Genomic DNA, 17,206 nt, shown 5'->3' with positions numbered 1-17,206 from the left:
CCTACAGGGAAATATCCAGCCGTGAAATCTTGCCCTGCTCGTTCAAGCGAAAGGTGTAGCGCAACTCCAAGGGGCTTCCGGGAAAATTGCCGGACACCACATTGCTGACCAGGACCTTACCCGTGCGGTGTTGCACCTTGAGCACTTCGACCCGCGGCTGGTAGCGGCGCGCGGTGTCTTCCATCCAGCGCGCGATGGCGGCGGTACCGACTTGATGCTGCCCCTCGTCGAACACATTGGCGTCATCGGCAAAACAGTGAGCGACAGCCGAAGTGTCACGGGCATTGGCGGCTTCGAGATAGGCCACGATGGCCGGCGCCAACTCAGGAATAGACATGGCACAGCTCCTTTCTTGGTGATTTATGACGCCATGCTAAGCCAGGGTTGTGTCAGTTTTTGTCAGGAGTGAATGGCCCGGACTCATTCTGCTCCATCAGCTTGCGCCAGCCGCGCAGCCAGTCACTGCGCCGCCCCGGATAACGCTCGCCATGGGCCTCGGCACTCGCCACACGGTCGGTACGAAAGGTGCGATACGCGCCACGCAGCTCACACCAAGCGACGATCACCCGCACTTCATTCAGGAACCCCAGGGCCAGGGGCCAGATCAGGCGTTCGCTTTGGGTCTGGCTGGCGTCCGCGTAATCGATATGCAACTTGGCCTGGTTGCGAATGGCCTCGCGAAACACGTTCAACGGCACACGGTTCTCCGGGTAACCGAAACCCGGCGGACCGGGCAACACCGTGGGGTTGCGCAGGGCTTCCTGAGCGGCTGGGTCGAGCACGTCGGCGATTTTTGCCAGGGCGTTGGCGGCGGCGCGGCTGAGCACGTCATCACCGCGCTGATCCACGTAGCGCAAGCCAAGCACAATGGCTTCGGTTTCCTCGGCGTTCAGCATCAAGGGCGGCAGAAACAACCCGCTGCGCAACACATACCCAACCCCTGCCTCGCCGAAAATCGGCGCACCCAGCGCTGTTAATTCCGCAATATCACGGTAAAGCGTGCGCTCGGACACTTCCAACTGTGCTGCCAGCACGGCAGCAGTCACCGGGCGTTTCTTGCCCCGCAAGGCCTGGAGCAACGTCAATAGACGAGTGGTACGCGACACGGGAAGCCCCGCCAAAAAAGGAAAAGTGCCGCAGCTTAGCAGAGCCCCCTGTCAGAAAACGTCAGCAGTAAAAAAGGCCCTTGACCGAATAAATTATCGCGATCATATTAAATACATGTTGCTAAACATGTAAGAAAATCACTGCCTCAGGAGTCCTTGTATGCGCAATAAAGTCTTTGGCCGCCGCAGCGGCCTGCAGGTATCTGAACTGGCGTTGGGTACTGCCAATTTCGGCACGGGCTGGGGCCATGGTGCCGAGCGTGATGAGTCCAAACAGATTTTCGATGGTTACCTCGAAGCCGGTGGCAATTTCCTGGATACCGCCAACGGCTACCAGTTCGGCCAGTCGGAAAAGCTGCTGGGGGAATTCATCGCCTCCGAGCGCGACAACCTGGTGGTCGCCAGCAAATACACACTGCGCAGCCAACCGTCCGATGAAGGCACGATCCGGCTCGGCAACAACCGCAAGAATCTGGTCCGCTCAGTGGAAGAAAGCCTCAAGCGCTTGAACACCGACCGCATCGACCTGCTCTGGGCGCACATGAGCGACAACGTCACGCCCATGGAAGAGATCCTGCGCGGCCTCGATGACCTGGTTCGCGCTGGCAAGATCCACTACGCCGGCCTTTCCAACTTCCCCGCCTGGCGCATCGCCCGTGCCGACCTGCTGGCTGAAGTGCGCAACTTCGCGCCGATCATCGGCATCCAGGTGGAATACAGCCTGGTCGAGCGCACCGCCGACCGTGAACTGCTGCCGATGGCCGAAGCCCTGGGCCTGGCTGCCACACTGTGGTCGCCCCTCGGCGGTGGCTTCCTGACCGGCAAGTACCGCAACACCCAGGACGACAACCGCGCCAACAAGCTCGGTATCCTGGTGCACGCCGAGCACAGCGCCCGCGAAACCGCCGTGCTGGACACTCTGCTGGCGGTCGCCGCCGAAGTGGACGCCTCCCCAACCCACGTTGCCATCGCCTGGCTACGGGAAAAGGCTCGCCGCTCCACCACCGCACTGATCCCGATCCTGGGTTCGCGCACACGCGCCCAACTGGACAGCACCTTAGGCGCATTGAATGTGCAGTTGTCAACCGAGCAAGTCACCCGTCTCGACACCGCCAGCGCCATACCGCTGGGTGTGCCGCACGGGATCATCGCCGAGCGTTTCCCCCTCGATATCGGCCTGGACACCCCTCGCCCGCCGGTTATCTGAGGCAAAAAAAACGGCCTGTCGAACAGGCCGTTTTTTATTCAGCGATCCCGCTTAAGCCAGGCTCTTGCTGACCACCTCGAACACATCGCTCGACAGCTCACCCGACGCCCGAATGCGCTCCAGCTCCGCCTTCATCAGTGCCTGGCGCGCGCTGTCGTATTTGCGCCAGCGGGTCAACGGCGCCAATTGGCGCGAAGCGATCTGTGGGTTGAAGCCATTCAGCTCGATCACCAGATCCGCCAGGAAGCGATAGCCCGAACCGTCCGCCGCGTGAAAGTTGATCAAGTTCTGCCCGGCAAAGGCGCCAATCAACGCACGCACCTTGTTCGGGTTCTTCATCGTGAACGCCGGGTGTTCCATCAACGCCTTCACGCGCTCCAGCCCGCCCGGCAAGGTGCTGCCAGCCTGTACGCTGAACCACTGGTCCATGACCAGCGGGTTGTCCTTGAAGTTCTCGGCAAACACCGCCAGGGCCTTGGCCTTTTCGGCGTCGAACGGCGAATTCACCAGCACCGCCAGCGCGGTCAGGCGCTCGGTCATGTTGTCGGCCGTGTCGAACTGTTCGATGGTCGCCGCCAGCACTTGCGGCTTGCCACTGAGCATCAGGTACGAAAGCGCGATGTTCTGCAACGCGCGACGGGCAAAGTGCTCGGCCGCAGCCACATAAGGCGTCTGCTTGGACAGCTCGCGATTGGCCTGATAGCGCAACCACAGTGCTTCGTGCAGATTCTCCGACAGTTGTTTGCGAGCAAACTCACGGGCAGCGTGGATGGCATCCACATCCGCAACCTCGCTGATTTCCGTAAGATAGGCTTCACCCGGCAACGACAGCATCTCCGCCACCATCGCCTGGTCCAAGCGTTCGTCGCTCAACACGCTGCGCAGCGCGGTGATCAAACGCTGATCCATGTGCAACGCCTGGCCCTGCTGATGCTGGGCGATGAGTTCCTGCAACACCTGCACCGACAACTGCTGACCGGCATCCCAGCGATTGAAACCATCGCTGTCGTGCTGCATCAGGAACATCAGTTGATCGCGGTTGTACGGGAAGCTCAATTTCACCGGTGCCGAGAAACCGCGCAGCAGCGAAGGCAGTGGCTGCTCGGGGATATCAATGAAGGTAAAGGTCTGCTCGGCTTCAGTCACCGAGATCACGCGAGACGTGGCACCGACAGCCGTTTCCCCGACCAGGCGCAAGGCAATAGCGGCGCCCTTCCCGTCCAGCAAGCCCAGTTCCACCGGGATCACGAACGGTAGTTTTTCCACCTTGTCCGGGGTTTCCGGGCAGCTCTGGCGGAAGGTCAGGCTGTAGGTTTTTGCCGTCGCATCGTAGGACTCGCTCACTGCCAGACGGGGCGTACCGGCCTGGCTGTACCAGCGCTTGAACTGCGTCAGATCAGCGCCGTTCGCGTCTTCCATGGCCTTGATGAAGTCATCACAGGTCACGGCCTGGCCGTCGTGGCGTTCGAAGTACAGGTCACTGCCTTTGCGGAAGCCTTCGGCACCGAGCAACGTGTGAATCATGCCCACGACTTCCGAGCCCTTTTCGTACACGGTCAGGGTGTAGAAGTTGGAAATCTCGATAAAGCTGTCCGGACGCACCGCGTGGGCCATAGGGCCGGCATCTTCGGCGAACTGGTGGGTACGCAGGTACGCCACGTCCTGGATGCGCTTGACCGTGGCCGAGTTCATGTCGGCGGAGAATTGCGAGTCGCGGTAAACGGTGAAGCCTTCCTTGAGCGACAGCTGGAACCAGTCGCGGCAGGTCACGCGGTTGCCCGACCAGTTGTGGAAGTATTCGTGAGCGACGATCGCCTCAACCCGCTGGTGCGCGGCGTCGGTAGCGGTTTCGGCGCGGGCGAGCACGGCACTGGAGTTGAAGATGTTGAGGCCCTTGTTTTCCATGGCGCCCATGTTGAAGTCGTTCACCGCCACGATCATGAAGATGTCGAGGTCGTACTCGCGACCGTAGGTTTCTTCGTCCCAGCGCATGGATTTTTTCAGGCTGGTCATGGCGTGCTGGCACTTGTCGATGTTTTCCGGCTCGACGTAGATGCGCAGGGCGACCTCGCGGTTGGTCATGGTGGTGAAGGTGTCTTCGACACACCACAAGTCACCCGCCACCAGGGCAAACAGGTACGCCGGCTTCTTGAACGGGTCTTCCCAGGTCGCCCAGTGGCGACCGTCTTCACCGGGGCCGCTGGCAATCGGGTTGCCGTTGGACAGCAGGATCGGGTAACGATGCTGCTCGGCGATCACCGTGGTGGTGAAGGTGCTCATCACGTCCGGGCGGTCGAGGTAATAGGTGATCTTGCGGAAGCCTTCAGCTTCGCACTGGGTGCAGAACATGCTGCCGGACTTGTACAGGCCTTCCAGGGCGGTGTTGGTTTCCGGGTGGATTTTTACCGTGGTATCCAAGGTAAAGGTCGCACTCTTCGGCTGTACCGTCAGGTGGCTGTCGGTCAGTTGGTAGTCATCTGCCGTCAATTCCTGATCGGCAAGGTTCACGCTCAGCAGCTCCAGTTGCTGGCCGTCCAGCACCAATGGCGGCAAGCCGGCGCCGCGCTCAGGGTTGCGGCGCATCACCAGTTGCGCGTGGACCAGGCTGTGGTCCTCGAACAACTCGAAGGTCAGGTGCGTTTCTTCGATCAGGTAGTCCGGCGCCTGATAGTCCTTCAGGTAGATCATCTTCGGTTGTTCGGTGCGCATGGGTGGCATCCTTCTACTGATGCACGGCGAGCTGGTAGGCCGTGTACTTACGAATGTTGATAACGCCGGTGTCGAAGATCAGGTATTGGCCTTTGATCCCCAGCAGCGTGCCTTCGGCAATCGGGTTCTTGTCCAGGTTGAAGCTAACGATCTTGGCCGGATACTGCTCGACCGGATAGCGGATTTCGATCGGCTCAATGTCGGCAATCGTTTGGATGGCCTGCAGGCCAAAGCGTTCCTGCAGACTCACCAGGCCTTCGGCGCAGGAGGCGAACAGCTCGTCACGCACCTGCTTGAGGTCGACGGACTGGGCGTCGCCCTTGAGCAGCGCGCGCCAGTTAGTCTTGTCGGCCACCTGGCTGCGGAACAGGTCCTCGACGAAGCCGGATTGCTGGCGGGTCGCCACGCGCATGATCGGCAGCGCCTGGCTCGCGCCCTGGTCGAGCCAGCGCGTCGGCAACTGGGTGGCGCGGGTGATGCCGACCTTGATCCCCGATGAATTCGCCAGGTAAACCACATGGTCGGTCATACAGAACTTTTCACCCCAGCCCGGATCGCGGCAGGTGCCGGCGTCGTAATGGCAACGCTCGGGGCTCATGATGCACAGGTCACACTGGGCCAGCTTGGTCATGCACGGGTAGCAGTAACCCTGGCTGAAGCTGGTCTTGGTCTTGCGGCCGCAATGGCTGCAATGGATGGCACCGAGGTATTCCAGGCGTACGTGTGTACCAATCAACGGGTTGACCGGCACCTCGACATCACCCAGTCGAAACGCGTATTGAACGGTCGGCTCACCGAGTTGCGCCGACATCTTGCTGACTGCACCGCGACCAATTTCAATCAATGGATCGCATCCGACTTGAACAGAATATTCGGTACTGGCGCGGACTTGGAGGCACATTCCTGCGGGCCCATGTAACCGGTGCGCTGGTCTTCCGGCAGGTTCTGGATTTCCCAGGCGATCACCGCTTGCAGGGACAGCTCGCGCTGTTCGGCAGTGAGCTTGCGGCCATCGGACCACTTGCCGATTTCCACGGCAAGCTTGAGGCTCTCGTAGATGTCCGGGGTGATGTTTTCGATCATTTCAGCAAAAGAGGACATAAGGCTCTTCCTTATCAAAGAGAGGCTTTGCGGCGGCTGTACAGCCCACCCAGCAAACCCGTCAGGCAACCGATAACCAGGCCGCCGACATGGGCAGCATTGGCGATTTCGCCGAAACCGATCATCGAGACCAGCCCCGACAGGCAGAGCAGCAGCCACACCAGCATCATCACCAGCACCCCACGGGGCAGGCGATAGGCCGGATTAGGCGACAGTAATTGAAAAATCCAGCAATGCCCGAGCAGGCCGTACAGCACACCGGACAACCCACCGAACAGGCCAGGACCGCCAAAAACGTATTGAGCGTAGTTCGACACCAGGCTGAACAACAGCGTCAGGCCCAGCAAGTTAATGCTGCCCTGGCGCGCTTCGATGCGCCGGCCCAGTTCCCAGTACCACATGCCGTTCATGGCCAAGTGCAGGATACCGAAGTGGATCAGCATCGGCGTGACCAGGCGCCACCACTGCCCCGCCGCCAGGCTGTCGGCCAGCGGTGTGAACTGGATGTACTCGCCGACGATGCGGAACTGCAGGAACGTCAGCCAACTCATGACTTGCAGGTTTTCACCGAGCAAGGTCACGGCGCCCACAATGATACTTGCCAGCAGCACCAACGCGGTTAACGGGCTGTGCCGCAGCTGCTGGAGAAACCCAGGGCGCTTGATCGGCGCCTGCTCGGGAATATCCAGTTGCTGGTCCGGGTCACCCGCAGGAAAGCGTTGATACAGCACACGCACGTCGTCACTGATGGTTTCCGGCACCCACAACACCTGCTCACCCGCCTCTTCGCTGACACGATGGGGCACTTGCATGCGTTGCAGCAACAGGACAAAGCCGCCCAGGTCGACGCTCAAGGGCAGGCGTAATACCGCCACAGCACTCATTTGATAACCTCGGGGCGCTCTACGTCGACCCATACGAATTTACTCGGATCCAGGCGGGTTTCCTGATCCAGGCGATAAGCCACCAGCTTGCCGTAGAGCACGGCGCTGTAGTCCAGGCACGCCAGGTTCTCGCGGATCGGCGCCGGTTTCCCGCTGCGCCAGTAATGGCCGACGAACAACATAGGTTCGTCGACGCCGTAGCGCAGCAGGGAATTCTTTTCGGTGGACGACAAGGGCGTACGCGCCACTGGCTCCGGCAAGGCGTCGGGCTGGAACACGATGTCGCCGTAGGTCTTGGGATCGTCCTCCCAGAACTTGGTGCGGAAAAACGAGCGCGTCAGGCCATCGCCACCGGTCAGCGTGAGGCCATCCGGCAGGCGCATATCAGTGCCGCGCAACAGTCGGTCGAAGGCGTTGCAGGCAAAACTGCCCGGCACGGCGGCGGCCTGCAGGAAATGCTGGTCGATGCAGCCGTCCGGGAAAGTGGCGCGCAGCGGATCGATAAAGCCGTCATCCCAGCAGGCATGCACTACGCGAAAGCGCCCGGCATCGACAAACAGCGGCATGTCATAGAACCAGCCGAGGAAGTCGTGCCAGTCGGCCGGGTGGTGTTCGAATTGCGCCAGTGTCTCGTGGATCAACCGCGCATGCCGTGGGTTGTGCTCACGCACAAACTGTTTGCCACTGCCGGGCGGCGCGGGCGTGGTCCAGCCCAGTGCGTTGAACTCATGGTTACCCATGATGCACAGCGCCTGGCCGGCTTCAGTCATGTCGTGGACGATATGCAACGCCTCGCGGATGCGTGGGCCACGGTCGATGATATCGCCGAGGAACACCGCCATGCGCGATGGGTGCCGCCAAACACCGCCGATCTTGTGATAGCCCAACTGGTCGAGCAAGTGCTCAAGGGTATGAGCGCAACCGTGCACGTCACCAATCAGGTCGTAGCTACGCGCGGGATCGAGCATCAGTCGCCTCCACCCCCCAAGCGGCTGCCCCAGCCCAGCTTGGTGCGGCACACTTCGTAGTAGTTGTGGTCCAGCGGGTGGATCAACCGCAACTTCTGTGCCTTTTTGCTCACGGTGATAGTGTCACCGGGGGCGCAGGTGAAATGGTTCTGCCCGTCACACGACACCTGCGGGTAGATTTGCATGTCTTTGGACACCACGATTTTCAGCTCACTGTTGCCGTCGACCACAATCGGCCTGCTCGACAACATATGGGGGTACATCGGCACGATCACAATGGCATCCAGCTTGGGATGCATGATCGGGCCACCCGCCGACAACGCATAGGCGGTGGAGCCGGTGGGCGTGGCTACAATCAGGCCGTCAGCCTTCTGGCTGCACACGAACTGGCCGTCGATATAGAGTTCGAACTCGATCATCCGCGTGGACTTGCCGGGGTGCAGCACCACGTCGTTGAGGGCGTCGCCCTGGCCGATGGCTTCGCCGTGGCGGCGCACTTCGGCTTGCAGCAGGAAGCGGTTCTCCACCAGGTAATGGCCGTCGAGCACCTTGGCCACTTCGACTTCCAGCTCATCCGGGCGGATATCGGTGAGAAAACCCAGGCTGCCACGGTTGATCCCCAGCACCGGCACGTTATGTCGCGCCAAGGCTCGAGCTGCGCCGAGCAGGCTGCCGTCGCCGCCGACCACAATCACCATGTCACACACTTCACCGAGCATCTTGCGTGATGAGGTCTGCAGGCCGTGGCCAGGAAGGATTTCGGCGATGGTGTCTTCGAGGATCACATGCAGGTGGCGTTCCAGCAGGAATTTTTTCAGCCGGCGGACGGTGTCCAACACCTGGGTACTGCCCAGGCGACCGATAATGCCGATATTGCGAAATTGCTCCATGAGGCTCCTGCGGGATGTGGGGTGTGGCAAAAAGAAGGATTATGGGCGAAAGGCCGCCCCAGGCAAAATCCTTTGTCGCCGTGAAGCCTTGATGACAATGGTTCTCAGCCACCTGCCCGGCACTTAAAAGGCTATGCTCGGACCATGACTGTGTTCCCGGATCTGCACAACCTGCCCCGCCAGCTGCGCCACCCCGAAGTGCGCGACCTGGCGTGGGTGATGCTCGCCCCGCCGATGCTCGCGCAAACGCCGTGGCCGCAACGCCATCCGCTGACCGGCAGCGATTGGGTGCAAGCGCCTCATCTGCTGGAGCACTGGCTGCGCCAGCTCGATCAGGACAGCAGCGCCTTGCAGCAGTGGCTGAACCAGTCACGCACCCGGCGCCTGGGCCTGTATTACGAGCGCCTGTGGCAGTTCGCCGTACAGCATGCGCCGGGCGTGGAATTGTTGGCGGCCAATCTGCCAATCCGCCGCGCCGGGCATACCCTCGGCGAGCTGGACATGCTGCTGCGCGACCGTGACGGCGTGCATCACCTGGAACTGGCGATCAAACTCTATCTCGGCCCGCAGGACGGCAATGGCCAGGACACGGATCAATGGTTGGGGCCGGGCTGCCACGACCGGCTGGACCGCAAGCTGGCGCATCTGGCCCAGCATCAGCTGCCGATTTCTAAGCGGGCGGAAAGCCGAGAGGCGCTGGCGGCGCTGGATATCCAGCATTTCGATGCGCATTTGTGGCTGGGCGGCTATCTGTTGTACCCCTGGCCTGGCGAGGCCCAAGCCCCCATGGGTGCCCATCCACAGCATTTACGTGGGCGCTGGTTGCATCAGCGTGATTGGCCAGCGTTTGTCAGCCAAAGTCCGCCCGGCCGCTGGCAGCCCCTGCCCAGGCATGCGTGGTTGGCGCCGGCGCATTACCCGGCGGGTGAAGTCTGGAGTGAAGAACAGATGAGGGGCTGGCTGGCGCAGCTGGATCCCATGGCGCCGGCGCAGTTGTTGGTGCGGATGGTTCAAGTCGATCAGGATTGGGAGGAAGCCGAGCGGCTGTTCCTGGTGGCGGACCTTTGGCCCAACGTGCCGGGCAATAGCTAATCGTCAATATGCCGATAGTCCAGCTGCAACCCCACCGCCAACTCCCGAGCCCGACCCAACCTGATCGGCCCGCGCTCGATATCCACCAACAGCCCCGGACACTCCAGCAACGGCAACCCGGCGATGTCCTTGAGTCGCCCGTCAGTGATCACCAGCAGCCGCTGTTGTTCAGCCGGATACCGCTTGCGGCGCAGCGTCAACCACGCCCCGGCCTCGGTCAACGCCGCGAGCAACGGCGTACCACCGCCCGCGCCCAATTGATCCAGCCAGTCCGCCAAGCCCTTCGCCGCCTTCAACCCCTGTACCTGCCATTTAGGCGAGTGACCGCTGGCCGTCAACAACGCCATCCGCGCCCGCTGGCGGTAGGCGTCATCAAACAATTGCGCCAACAAACCCTTGGCATCGGTGAGCGCACGGTGCCGCCGGGTGGACGCCGACGCATCGACGATCACCAGCCACAGCTCATGGGCCGAACGGCTGCGCAGGTGATAGCGCAAATCTTCACGGGTTTGCGGGCGACCACTGAGCAAGGTACCCGGCCAGTTGATCGAGCCTTGTTTCGCGCTGCGCGCCTTACCGTACCTGCCGCTGTCCAGTCGCCCTGCCTTGGGGCGGGCATCCGCCCCCGTGTCAGGTCGGGGGCGAATGCCTAGGGCTTTTTTGGCCAGGTGGGGACTTCCCGGCGCGCCCCCGTGGGCAGGGCCGGAGCGGGCATGTCGCCCCACTGGCCTTGGCCTGGCGAAGCGTCGGAAGATTTGGGCGACTGCCCTTCACTTGGCGGGTTGGACGATGGGGCTTGTTCCTGGCGACGATGGCGCAGGGCAAACTCGGCCACCGCTTCGATATCTTCCTCGGCGATCGCACTGGCGCCACGCCAGGCGGCATGGGCCCGAGCGCCGCGCAACCAGACCAAGTCCGCACGCAAACCGTCGACGCCCGCCGCGAAGCACCGTTCGCTGATCCTTGCCAGCGCCTCGTCGTCCAGCGCGATAGTGTCCAGCTGTGCCCGCGCCTGAGTGCAGCGTTCGCGCAAGGCCGCCTGCGACGCTTCCCATTGCGCGCAGAACGCCGCCGGGTCGCTGTCGAAATCCAGGCGCCGACGAATAATCTGCCCACGCTCGGCCGGCAAGGTCTGCCCGCTCAACGCCACGTTGAAACCGAAACGGTCGAGCAGTTGCGGACGCAACTCGCCCTCCTCCGGGTTCATGGTGCCGATCAGCACAAACCGCGCCGAATGGCGATGGGAAATGCCGTCGCGCTCGATCAGATTGGTGCCGCTGGCGGCCACGTCCAGCAGCAAATCCACCAAATGATCGGGCAGCAGGTTGACTTCATCGACGTACAGCACGCCGCCATCCGCCTTGGCCAATACGCCGGGCGAAAACTGCGCCCGGCCCTCGCCCAATGCAGCATCCAGGTCCAGCGTGCCGACAAGGCGCTCTTCAGTCGCGCCCAGGGGCAAAGTCACGAATTGACCACTGGCCAGCAGGTCCGCCAAACCACGCGCCAAAGTCGACTTGGCCATGCCGCGCGGGCCTTCGATCAGCACACCGCCGATCTTCGGGTCGATGGCGGTCAGGCACAGCGCCAGTTTCAGGTCATCGGCGCCGACTACGGCGGACAGCGGGAAATGGGGAATATCAGTCATACGATCCCTCTTCAAATTCTGCGGCACAAGCAACCTCACTGTAGTGAGCGGGCTTGCCCCGCGCTGGGCTGCGTAGCAGCCCCAATAAAGCTAAGCGGATTCTTCCTGGCAAAATGCGGTGTCCGGTTTTGGGGCCGCTTCGCAGCCCAGCGCGGGCAAGCCCGCTCACCACAACAAGCTTGCCTTCAGCCATCCTCTTCGATATCCAGCAACAAGTTTTCCAACGCCTCGCGGTACGGCCCCGGTTCCTGCCACATGCCACGCTGCTGCGCTTCGAGCATGCGCTCGGTCATGTCACGCAGCGCATCGGGGTTGTGTTGCTGCACAAAGGCGCGGGTGTCGGGGTCGAGCAAATAAGCATCGGCCAACAGGGCATATTGGTGATCGTCAATCAGCGCCGTGGTGGCGTCAAAGGCGAACAGGTTGTCCACGGTTGCCGCCATCTCGAAGGCACCTTTATAGCCATGGCGCTTCACGCCTTCGATCCACTTGGGGTTGGCGGCGCGGGAACGGATCACCCGGTTCAGCTCTTCCTTCAGGGTGCGGATCTTAGGCAGGTCGGGCTGGCTGTGGTCACCATGATAGCTGGCCGCCTTATCGCCGCTCAGGGTTTCCACGGCGGCGAGCATGCCGCCGTGGAATTGGTAGTAATCGTTGGAGTCAAGCAAGTCGTGCTCGCGGTTGTCCTGGTTTTGCAACACCGCCTGCACCTGGCTCAAACGCAGGGCAAACTGCGCGCGGGCGGCGGTGCCTTCGTCGGAACCACCATAGGCGTAGCCGCCCCAGTTCAAGTAAACCTCGGCCAGGTCTTCACGACTTTGCCACAGGCGACCGTCGACCGCGCCCTGCACGCCCGCGCCATAGGCGCCGGGCTTGGCGCCGAAGATGCGCCAACCGGCTTGTTTCGCCGCCGCCTCTTCGTCCAGGCCCGACATGAGCAGCGCCTCACGCTCACTACGCACCTTGGCGGCCAGCGGGTTCATGTCGTCCGGCTCATCCAGCGCCGCCACGGCCTGCACCGCGGCGTCGAACAGGCGGATCAAATTGGCGAAGGCATCGCGGAAAAAACCCGACACACGCAAGGTCACGTCTACGCGCGGGCGATCCAACAGGCTGATCGGCAGGATCTCGAAATCATCCACCCGCTGGCTGCCGGTCGCCCACACCGGGCGCACGCCCATCAGTGCCATGGCCTGGGCGATATCGTCGCCGCCGGTGCGCATGGTGGCAGTGCCCCACACCGACAGGCCGAGCTGGCGCAGGTGGTCGCCGTGGTCCTGTAAATGCCGCTCAAGAATCAGGTTGGCGGATTGGAAGCCGATGCGCCAGGCCGTGGTGGTCGGCAGGTTGCGCACGTCGACGGTGAAGAAGTTGCGCCCCGTTGGCAACACATCCAAACGCCCGCGACTCGGTGCACCACTCGGACCCGCCGGTACAAACCGGCCGCTGAGGGCATCCAGCAATCCGCGCATTTCCGCGGGACCACAGGCGTCAAGGCGCGGCGCCACTACGATGCGCAGGCTTTCGATAACCGCCTTCACCTCTTCCCAACCGGGCTCTTCCAACTGTTCAAGCGGGCCTTCGAGCGCCTGCTCGATCAGCCGTGCGGCATACAGCTCCAGGCGTTCGCGGGTATCGCCAGCGGTGCGCCACAATTGCGCGTCGATCTTCTGCAATACCAGAGGTCGGCGCCCCGTCCAAGGTTCGGCCAGGGCACAGTCCAACGGATCAAAGCCCAAGTCGAAAGCCTTGGCCAATACACGCAGCAGGCTCGACTGTGGGCCACGCCCATCGCCACGCGGGATACGCAACAAGGCCAGCAACGTGTCGATACGCAAGCGGCCTGCGGGCGACTCACCAAAAATGTGCAGGCCATCGCGGATCTGCGACTCCTTCAAGTCGCACAGGTAAGTGTCCAGGCGCGGCAACCACACGGCAGCGTCAGCGTCGCTCTCCAGCTCAAGTTCCTGGTCGATGCGGGTTTCGCGCACCAGTTTGAGGATGTCTTTCTGCAACTCCAGGGCCCGGCGCGGATCAAGCAGTTGCGCTTCGTAATACTCGTCCGCCAGCAGTTCAAGGTTACGCAGCGGGCCGTAGGTTTCAGCACGGGTCAGCGGCGGCATCAGGTGATCGATGATCACCGCCTGGGTACGTCGCTTGGCCTGGGCGCCCTCGCCCGGATCGTTGACGATAAACGGGTAGATATTCGGCAGCGGCCCCAACAGCGCATCGGGCCAGCAGCTTTCCGACAGGCCGACACCCTTGCCCGGCAACCATTCAAGGTTGCCGTGCTTGCCCACATGAATCACGCCGTGGGCGCCATAGGTGTGGCGCAGCCAGAAATAGAACGCCAGGTAGCCGTGGGGCGGCACCAGGTCCGGATCATGGTAAACCGCGCTGGCGTCCACCTGATAACCCCGCGCCGGTTGGATACCGACAAAGGCCAGGCCCAGGCGCAGCCCGGCGATCATCATGCGGCCATCGCGGAACATCGGATCGTTATGGGGCGTGCCCCAGCGCGCCAGCACCGCCTGGCGATTGGCCTCGGGCAAGCGGCTGAACATCGCCTCGTAGTCATCCAGGCCCAGGCTTTGATGACAGGGGCGAAGGTCGAGGCTGTCCAGGTCGTTAGTGATGCCGCCGAGCAAATCGTGGATCAGTGCCGTGCCGCTTTCCGGCAGTGCATCCGGCACCGGATAGCCTTCGACGTGCAACGCACGCAGGATATTCAGCGCCGCCGCCGGCGTATCCAGGCCGACACCATTGCCGATACGCCCATCGCGGGTCGGGTAGTTGGCAAGGATCAGCGCAATGCGTTTGTCGGCATTCGGCACCCGCGCCAACTCGACCCAGCGTCGTGCCAATTCTGCGACAAAATCCATGCGTTCCGGCGCCGCTCGATAGCACACCACATCCGACTGGCTGCGTTCGCTGCGCCAGGCCAGGTCCTTGAAGCTGATCGGCCGGCTGATGATGCGTCCGTCCAACTCTGGCAGGGCAATGTGCATCGCCAGGTCCCGGGGGCCGAGGCCTTGCTCGCTGGCTTCCCAGCCGGGCTGGTTGTCCTGGGCGCAGATCGCCTGGATCACCGGGATATTGCGGCGAAACGGGCGCAAATGCGGCGCTTCCGGGCTGGATTGGGCGAAGCCGGTGGTGTTGAGGATCACCGCCGCGCCCACCTCGTCCAGCAGGTCCTCGACCACCGCCAGGCAGCCGGGCTCTTTTAAACTGGCCACCGCCATCGGCAACGGGTTGAGGCCCGCCGCTTGCAAGCGCTGGCAGAACACATCGATAAAGCCGGTATTGGCCGCCTGCAAATGGGAGCGGTAGAACAGCACCGCCGCCACCGGCCACTCGGCATTCCAGTCGGCCTGCCAATCATTCAGGCGGGCGTTAGCGTGGCGCGGATGATAAATCGCCGTGCGCGGCAGGGTCTGCGGCTCCGCCCAGGCGTAGTCACGGCCCAGGTAGGCACTGGCCAGGCAGCGATAAAAATCCAGCGCATTGCCTAGGCCGCCCTGGCGCAGGAAGTGCCAGAGGCGATCACGCGCTTCGGCGCCGACGGTGCTCAACCCGCTGAGTTCCGGGTCCGGGCGATCATCCCCCGGCACCAGGATCAGCTGCACGCCCCTTTCGGCCAACTCCACCAGGCGCTCGATGCCGTAACGCCAATAACCGATACCGCCATGCAGCGAGATCAGGATGACCTTGGCGTGGCGCAGCACTTCATCGACGTAGAGGTCGACCGAGGCGTGGTTCTGCACCTGCATCGGGTTGGCCAGGCGAAAGCTGGGGTAATCGTCGGGTAACTGCTGCGCCGCCTCGGCCAGCAGCGCCAGGCTGGAATCGCCGCTGCACAGGATCACCAGGTCAGCAGGGGTTTGGCCAAGGTCGGCAATATTGTCGTCCGAGACGAAACCACCGGGCTGGGTCCTGAGCAGGTGCATGGGTTAAACGCTGAGGGCGGCGCGCAGTTGCGCTTCAAGGCCGGCCGCATCGAGGTCCTGACCGATCAGCACCAGGCGCGTAATACGCGGCTCGTCAGCGCTCCAGGCACGGTCGAAGTGCTTGTCGAAACGCGTGCCCACGCCCTGGATCAGCAGGCGCATCGGCTTGTTCGGGATTGCGGCGAAGCCTTTTACACGCAGGATGCCGTGTTGCACCACCAACTGGGTCAGGGCGTCGAGCAGCAGCGCTTCGTCGGCTTGCGGCAGGTCGATGGAGATGGAATCGAAGGCGTCGTGATCGTGATCGTCTTCACCTTCGTGATGATGATCGTGATGGCTGTGGCGACCGTCGATGTGTTCTTCGGAGCCGGCACCCAGGCCGATCAGCACGTCCAGCGGCAGGCGACCGCTGCTGGCCTCGATGATCTTCACCGCAGGTGGCAGTTCTTCCGCGACTTCAAGGCGCACGCGGGCCAGGTCTTCAGGGCTGATCAGGTCGGTCTTGTTGAGGATTACCAGGTCAGCGCTGGCCAGTTGGTCGGCGAACAGCTCGTGCAGGGGTGATTCGTGGTCCAGGTTCGGGTCGAGCTTGCGCTGCGCATCCACTTGGTCCGGAAAGGCGGCGAAGGTGCCGGCGGCCACAGCCGGGCTGTCGACCACGGTGATCACCGCGTCAACGGTGCAGGCGCTGCGGATTTCCGGCCATTGGAAGGCTTGGACCAGCGGTTTTGGCAGGGCCAGGCCGGAGGTTTCGATGAGAATGTGGTCGAGGTCCCCGCGGCGGGCCACCAATTCGCGCATCACTGGGAAGAACTCTTCCTGCACGGTGCAGCACAGGCAGCCGTTGGCCAGCTCGTAGACGCGGCCGTTGGCTTCTTCTTCGGTGCAGCCGATGGAGCACTGCTTGAGGATTTCACCGTCGATACCCAGCTCGCCGAATTCGTTGACGATCACGGCAATGCGACGGCCCTGGGCGTTGTCGAGCATGTGGCGCAGCAAGGTGGTTTTGCCTGAGCCGAGGAAGCCGGTAACGATGGTGACGGGGAGTTTGGCCAGTGTTTTCATCGGATGCCCTTGGGGGCGGGCATACGGGACGATAGGCCCTGCGACGGTGCGCAGCAGCGGATTTCGTCACCGGATCACCCCGCCCGGTTGAAGTAGAAAATCGGTTGCGAGGCAGGTCTCCTGGCTTGGGGCTTGCGGGTCTTGCGACCGGCGCTGGCTGCGCCTTCCCGCCTTTCGGCAGTGGCGTGGCAGTCAGCTGAACCCTTTACAGTTGCGGGGGCAGCCGCGGCTTGGACCGCGTTCCCTTCTTAGCTTCGGCCTGGGCCGAAGAACCTCGAGGGTGCAAGGCTACGCAGTGCTTGGGGGATGGTCAATGATGGGGTTTGGGTTGGTGTTGGTGTACATATCCGTTATTTGGGTGATGGCGGGTATTGGTTCCGCCCTTACGGCGGGTCACTTTGGAAAAGCCCCAAAGTAACCAAAGGGCTCTTGCCCCAACACTCGGCACCTCGCTCACGCTCGGTGTGCCCGTAATCCGACAGGGATTTGGGGGGCCGCCGCCACGCGCCATCCATGGCGCGGGGCGGCTAAACCGGCATCCCTGCCGGTTTACCCCCCAAATCCCTGCCGAATTCCGGCCAGCGTGTTT

Annotated in this window: 14 protein-coding genes and 1 riboswitch; of the genes, 2 read left to right on the top strand and 12 right to left on the bottom strand. The window is 62.5% G+C overall.

The features are described 5' to 3' along the window. Position 1 precedes the first annotated feature (1 nt). Entirely contained in the window at positions 2-337 is a 336-nt protein-coding gene (locus tag U367_RS0104670) for a nuclear transport factor 2 family protein (protein WP_016979423.1), read from the bottom strand. Positions 338-389: 52 nt separating this feature from the next. Continuing rightward, positions 390-1,106, bottom strand: coding sequence for a helix-turn-helix transcriptional regulator (locus U367_RS0104665; protein WP_028615888.1), 717 nt, complete (start codon positions 1,104-1,106; stop codon positions 390-392). Positions 1,107-1,266: 160 nt separating this feature from the next. On the opposite strand from U367_RS0104665, the gene U367_RS0104660 reads away from it, so the two are divergent. Further along, a complete protein-coding gene (locus U367_RS0104660) occupies positions 1,267-2,313 on the top strand; it encodes an aldo/keto reductase (RefSeq protein WP_028615887.1) in 1,047 nt (348 codons plus the stop codon). Positions 2,314-2,364: 51 nt separating this feature from the next. Here the strand turns inward: U367_RS0104660 and pepN are convergent, their stop codons facing one another. The 6 genes from pepN to U367_RS0104630 are packed head-to-tail and all read right to left on the bottom strand — an operon-like array spanning position 2,365 to position 8,865. Further along, positions 2,365-5,022: an aminopeptidase N gene (pepN, locus tag U367_RS0104655; RefSeq protein ID WP_028615886.1), complete on the bottom strand. Its 2,658-nt coding sequence runs from the start codon at positions 5,020-5,022 to the stop codon at positions 2,365-2,367. Between the two features lie 13 nt (positions 5,023-5,035). Continuing rightward, the gene (locus tag U367_RS0104650; RefSeq protein WP_028615885.1) at positions 5,036-5,866 is read right to left on the bottom strand and encodes a DUF2797 domain-containing protein; all 831 of its coding nucleotides are present in this window, start codon (positions 5,864-5,866) and stop codon (positions 5,036-5,038) included. Then, a complete protein-coding gene (locus tag U367_RS0104645; protein WP_016972751.1) occupies positions 5,863-6,123 on the bottom strand; it encodes a YeaC family protein in 261 nt (86 codons plus the stop codon). The genes U367_RS0104650 and U367_RS0104645 overlap by 4 nt, the downstream gene beginning before the upstream one ends. A gap of 14 nt (positions 6,124-6,137) precedes the next feature. Beyond that, complete coding sequence (locus tag U367_RS0104640) at positions 6,138-7,007, bottom strand: rhomboid family intramembrane serine protease (protein ID WP_028615884.1); 870 nt, start codon at positions 7,005-7,007, stop codon at positions 6,138-6,140. Continuing rightward, positions 7,004-7,978, bottom strand: coding sequence for a metallophosphoesterase (locus tag U367_RS0104635; protein WP_376713302.1), 975 nt, complete (start codon positions 7,976-7,978; stop codon positions 7,004-7,006). Before U367_RS0104635 ends, U367_RS0104640 begins: the two co-directional genes overlap by 4 nt. Continuing rightward, the gene (locus tag U367_RS0104630) at positions 7,975-8,865 is read right to left on the bottom strand and encodes an NAD(+) kinase (RefSeq protein ID WP_003217892.1); all 891 of its coding nucleotides are present in this window, start codon (positions 8,863-8,865) and stop codon (positions 7,975-7,977) included. The genes U367_RS0104635 and U367_RS0104630 overlap by 4 nt, the downstream gene beginning before the upstream one ends. Before the next feature lie 144 nt (positions 8,866-9,009). Here U367_RS0104630 and U367_RS0104625 point away from each other — a divergent pair, with 144 nt between their 5' ends. Then, a complete protein-coding gene (locus U367_RS0104625; RefSeq protein WP_028615882.1) occupies positions 9,010-9,957 on the top strand; it encodes a DUF1853 family protein in 948 nt (315 codons plus the stop codon). Here U367_RS0104625 and U367_RS0104620 read toward each other — a convergent pair. The 4 genes from U367_RS0104620 to cobW form a co-directional block, all read right to left on the bottom strand. Beyond that, a complete protein-coding gene (locus U367_RS0104620) occupies positions 9,954-10,553 on the bottom strand; it encodes a vWA domain-containing protein (RefSeq protein ID WP_028615881.1) in 600 nt (199 codons plus the stop codon). The two genes, U367_RS0104625 and U367_RS0104620, sit on opposite strands and share 4 nt — an antisense overlap. A 53-nt stretch (positions 10,554-10,606) precedes the next feature. After that, positions 10,607-11,605, bottom strand: coding sequence for an ATP-binding protein (locus U367_RS0104615; protein ID WP_028615880.1), 999 nt, complete (start codon positions 11,603-11,605; stop codon positions 10,607-10,609). A gap of 185 nt (positions 11,606-11,790) precedes the next feature. After that, positions 11,791-15,552: a cobaltochelatase subunit CobN gene (cobN, locus tag U367_RS0104610; RefSeq protein WP_028615879.1), complete on the bottom strand. Its 3,762-nt coding sequence runs from the start codon at positions 15,550-15,552 to the stop codon at positions 11,791-11,793. Between the two features lie 3 nt (positions 15,553-15,555). Then, positions 15,556-16,617, bottom strand: a complete 1,062-nt coding sequence (cobW, locus tag U367_RS0104605) for a cobalamin biosynthesis protein CobW (RefSeq protein WP_028615878.1) — start codon at positions 16,615-16,617, stop codon at positions 15,556-15,558. 93 nt (positions 16,618-16,710) lie between these two features. Beyond that, a riboswitch (cobalamin riboswitch) is annotated at positions 16,711-16,909 on the bottom strand. Positions 16,910-17,206: the final 297 nt, after the last annotated feature.

Origin of the sequence: Pseudomonas canadensis, from assembly GCF_000503215.1 — a bacterium.
Classification (GTDB): Bacteria; Pseudomonadota; Gammaproteobacteria; order Pseudomonadales; family Pseudomonadaceae; genus Aquipseudomonas; species Aquipseudomonas canadensis.
The sequence above is the reverse complement of the archived record's forward strand: the minus strand, read 5'-3'. Positions and strand labels throughout refer to the sequence as shown.

Bases quoted from the DNA above. Each gene is read 5' to 3' on its own strand.
- U367_RS0104615 (WP_028615880.1), bottom strand. From the start codon at position 11,605: ATGACTGATATTCCCCATTTCCCGCTGTCCGCCGTAGTCGGCGCCGAT.
- U367_RS0104630 (WP_003217892.1), bottom strand. From the start codon at position 8,865: ATGGAGCAATTTCGCAATATCGGCATTATCGGTCGCCTGGGCAGTACC.
- cobN (WP_028615879.1), bottom strand. From the start codon at position 15,552: ATGCACCTGCTCAGGACCCAGCCCGGTGGTTTCGTCTCGGACGACAAT.
- pepN (WP_028615886.1), bottom strand. From the start codon at position 5,022: ATGCGCACCGAACAACCGAAGATGATCTACCTGAAGGACTATCAGGCG.
- U367_RS0104645 (WP_016972751.1), bottom strand. From the start codon at position 6,123: ATGTCCTCTTTTGCTGAAATGATCGAAAACATCACCCCGGACATCTAC.
- U367_RS0104640 (WP_028615884.1), bottom strand. From the start codon at position 7,007: ATGAGTGCTGTGGCGGTATTACGCCTGCCCTTGAGCGTCGACCTGGGC.
- U367_RS0104670 (WP_016979423.1), bottom strand. From the start codon at position 337: ATGTCTATTCCTGAGTTGGCGCCGGCCATCGTGGCCTATCTCGAAGCC.
- U367_RS0104625 (WP_028615882.1), top strand. From the start codon at position 9,010: ATGACTGTGTTCCCGGATCTGCACAACCTGCCCCGCCAGCTGCGCCAC.
- U367_RS0104660 (WP_028615887.1), top strand. From the start codon at position 1,267: ATGCGCAATAAAGTCTTTGGCCGCCGCAGCGGCCTGCAGGTATCTGAA.
- cobW (WP_028615878.1), bottom strand. From the start codon at position 16,617: ATGAAAACACTGGCCAAACTCCCCGTCACCATCGTTACCGGCTTCCTC.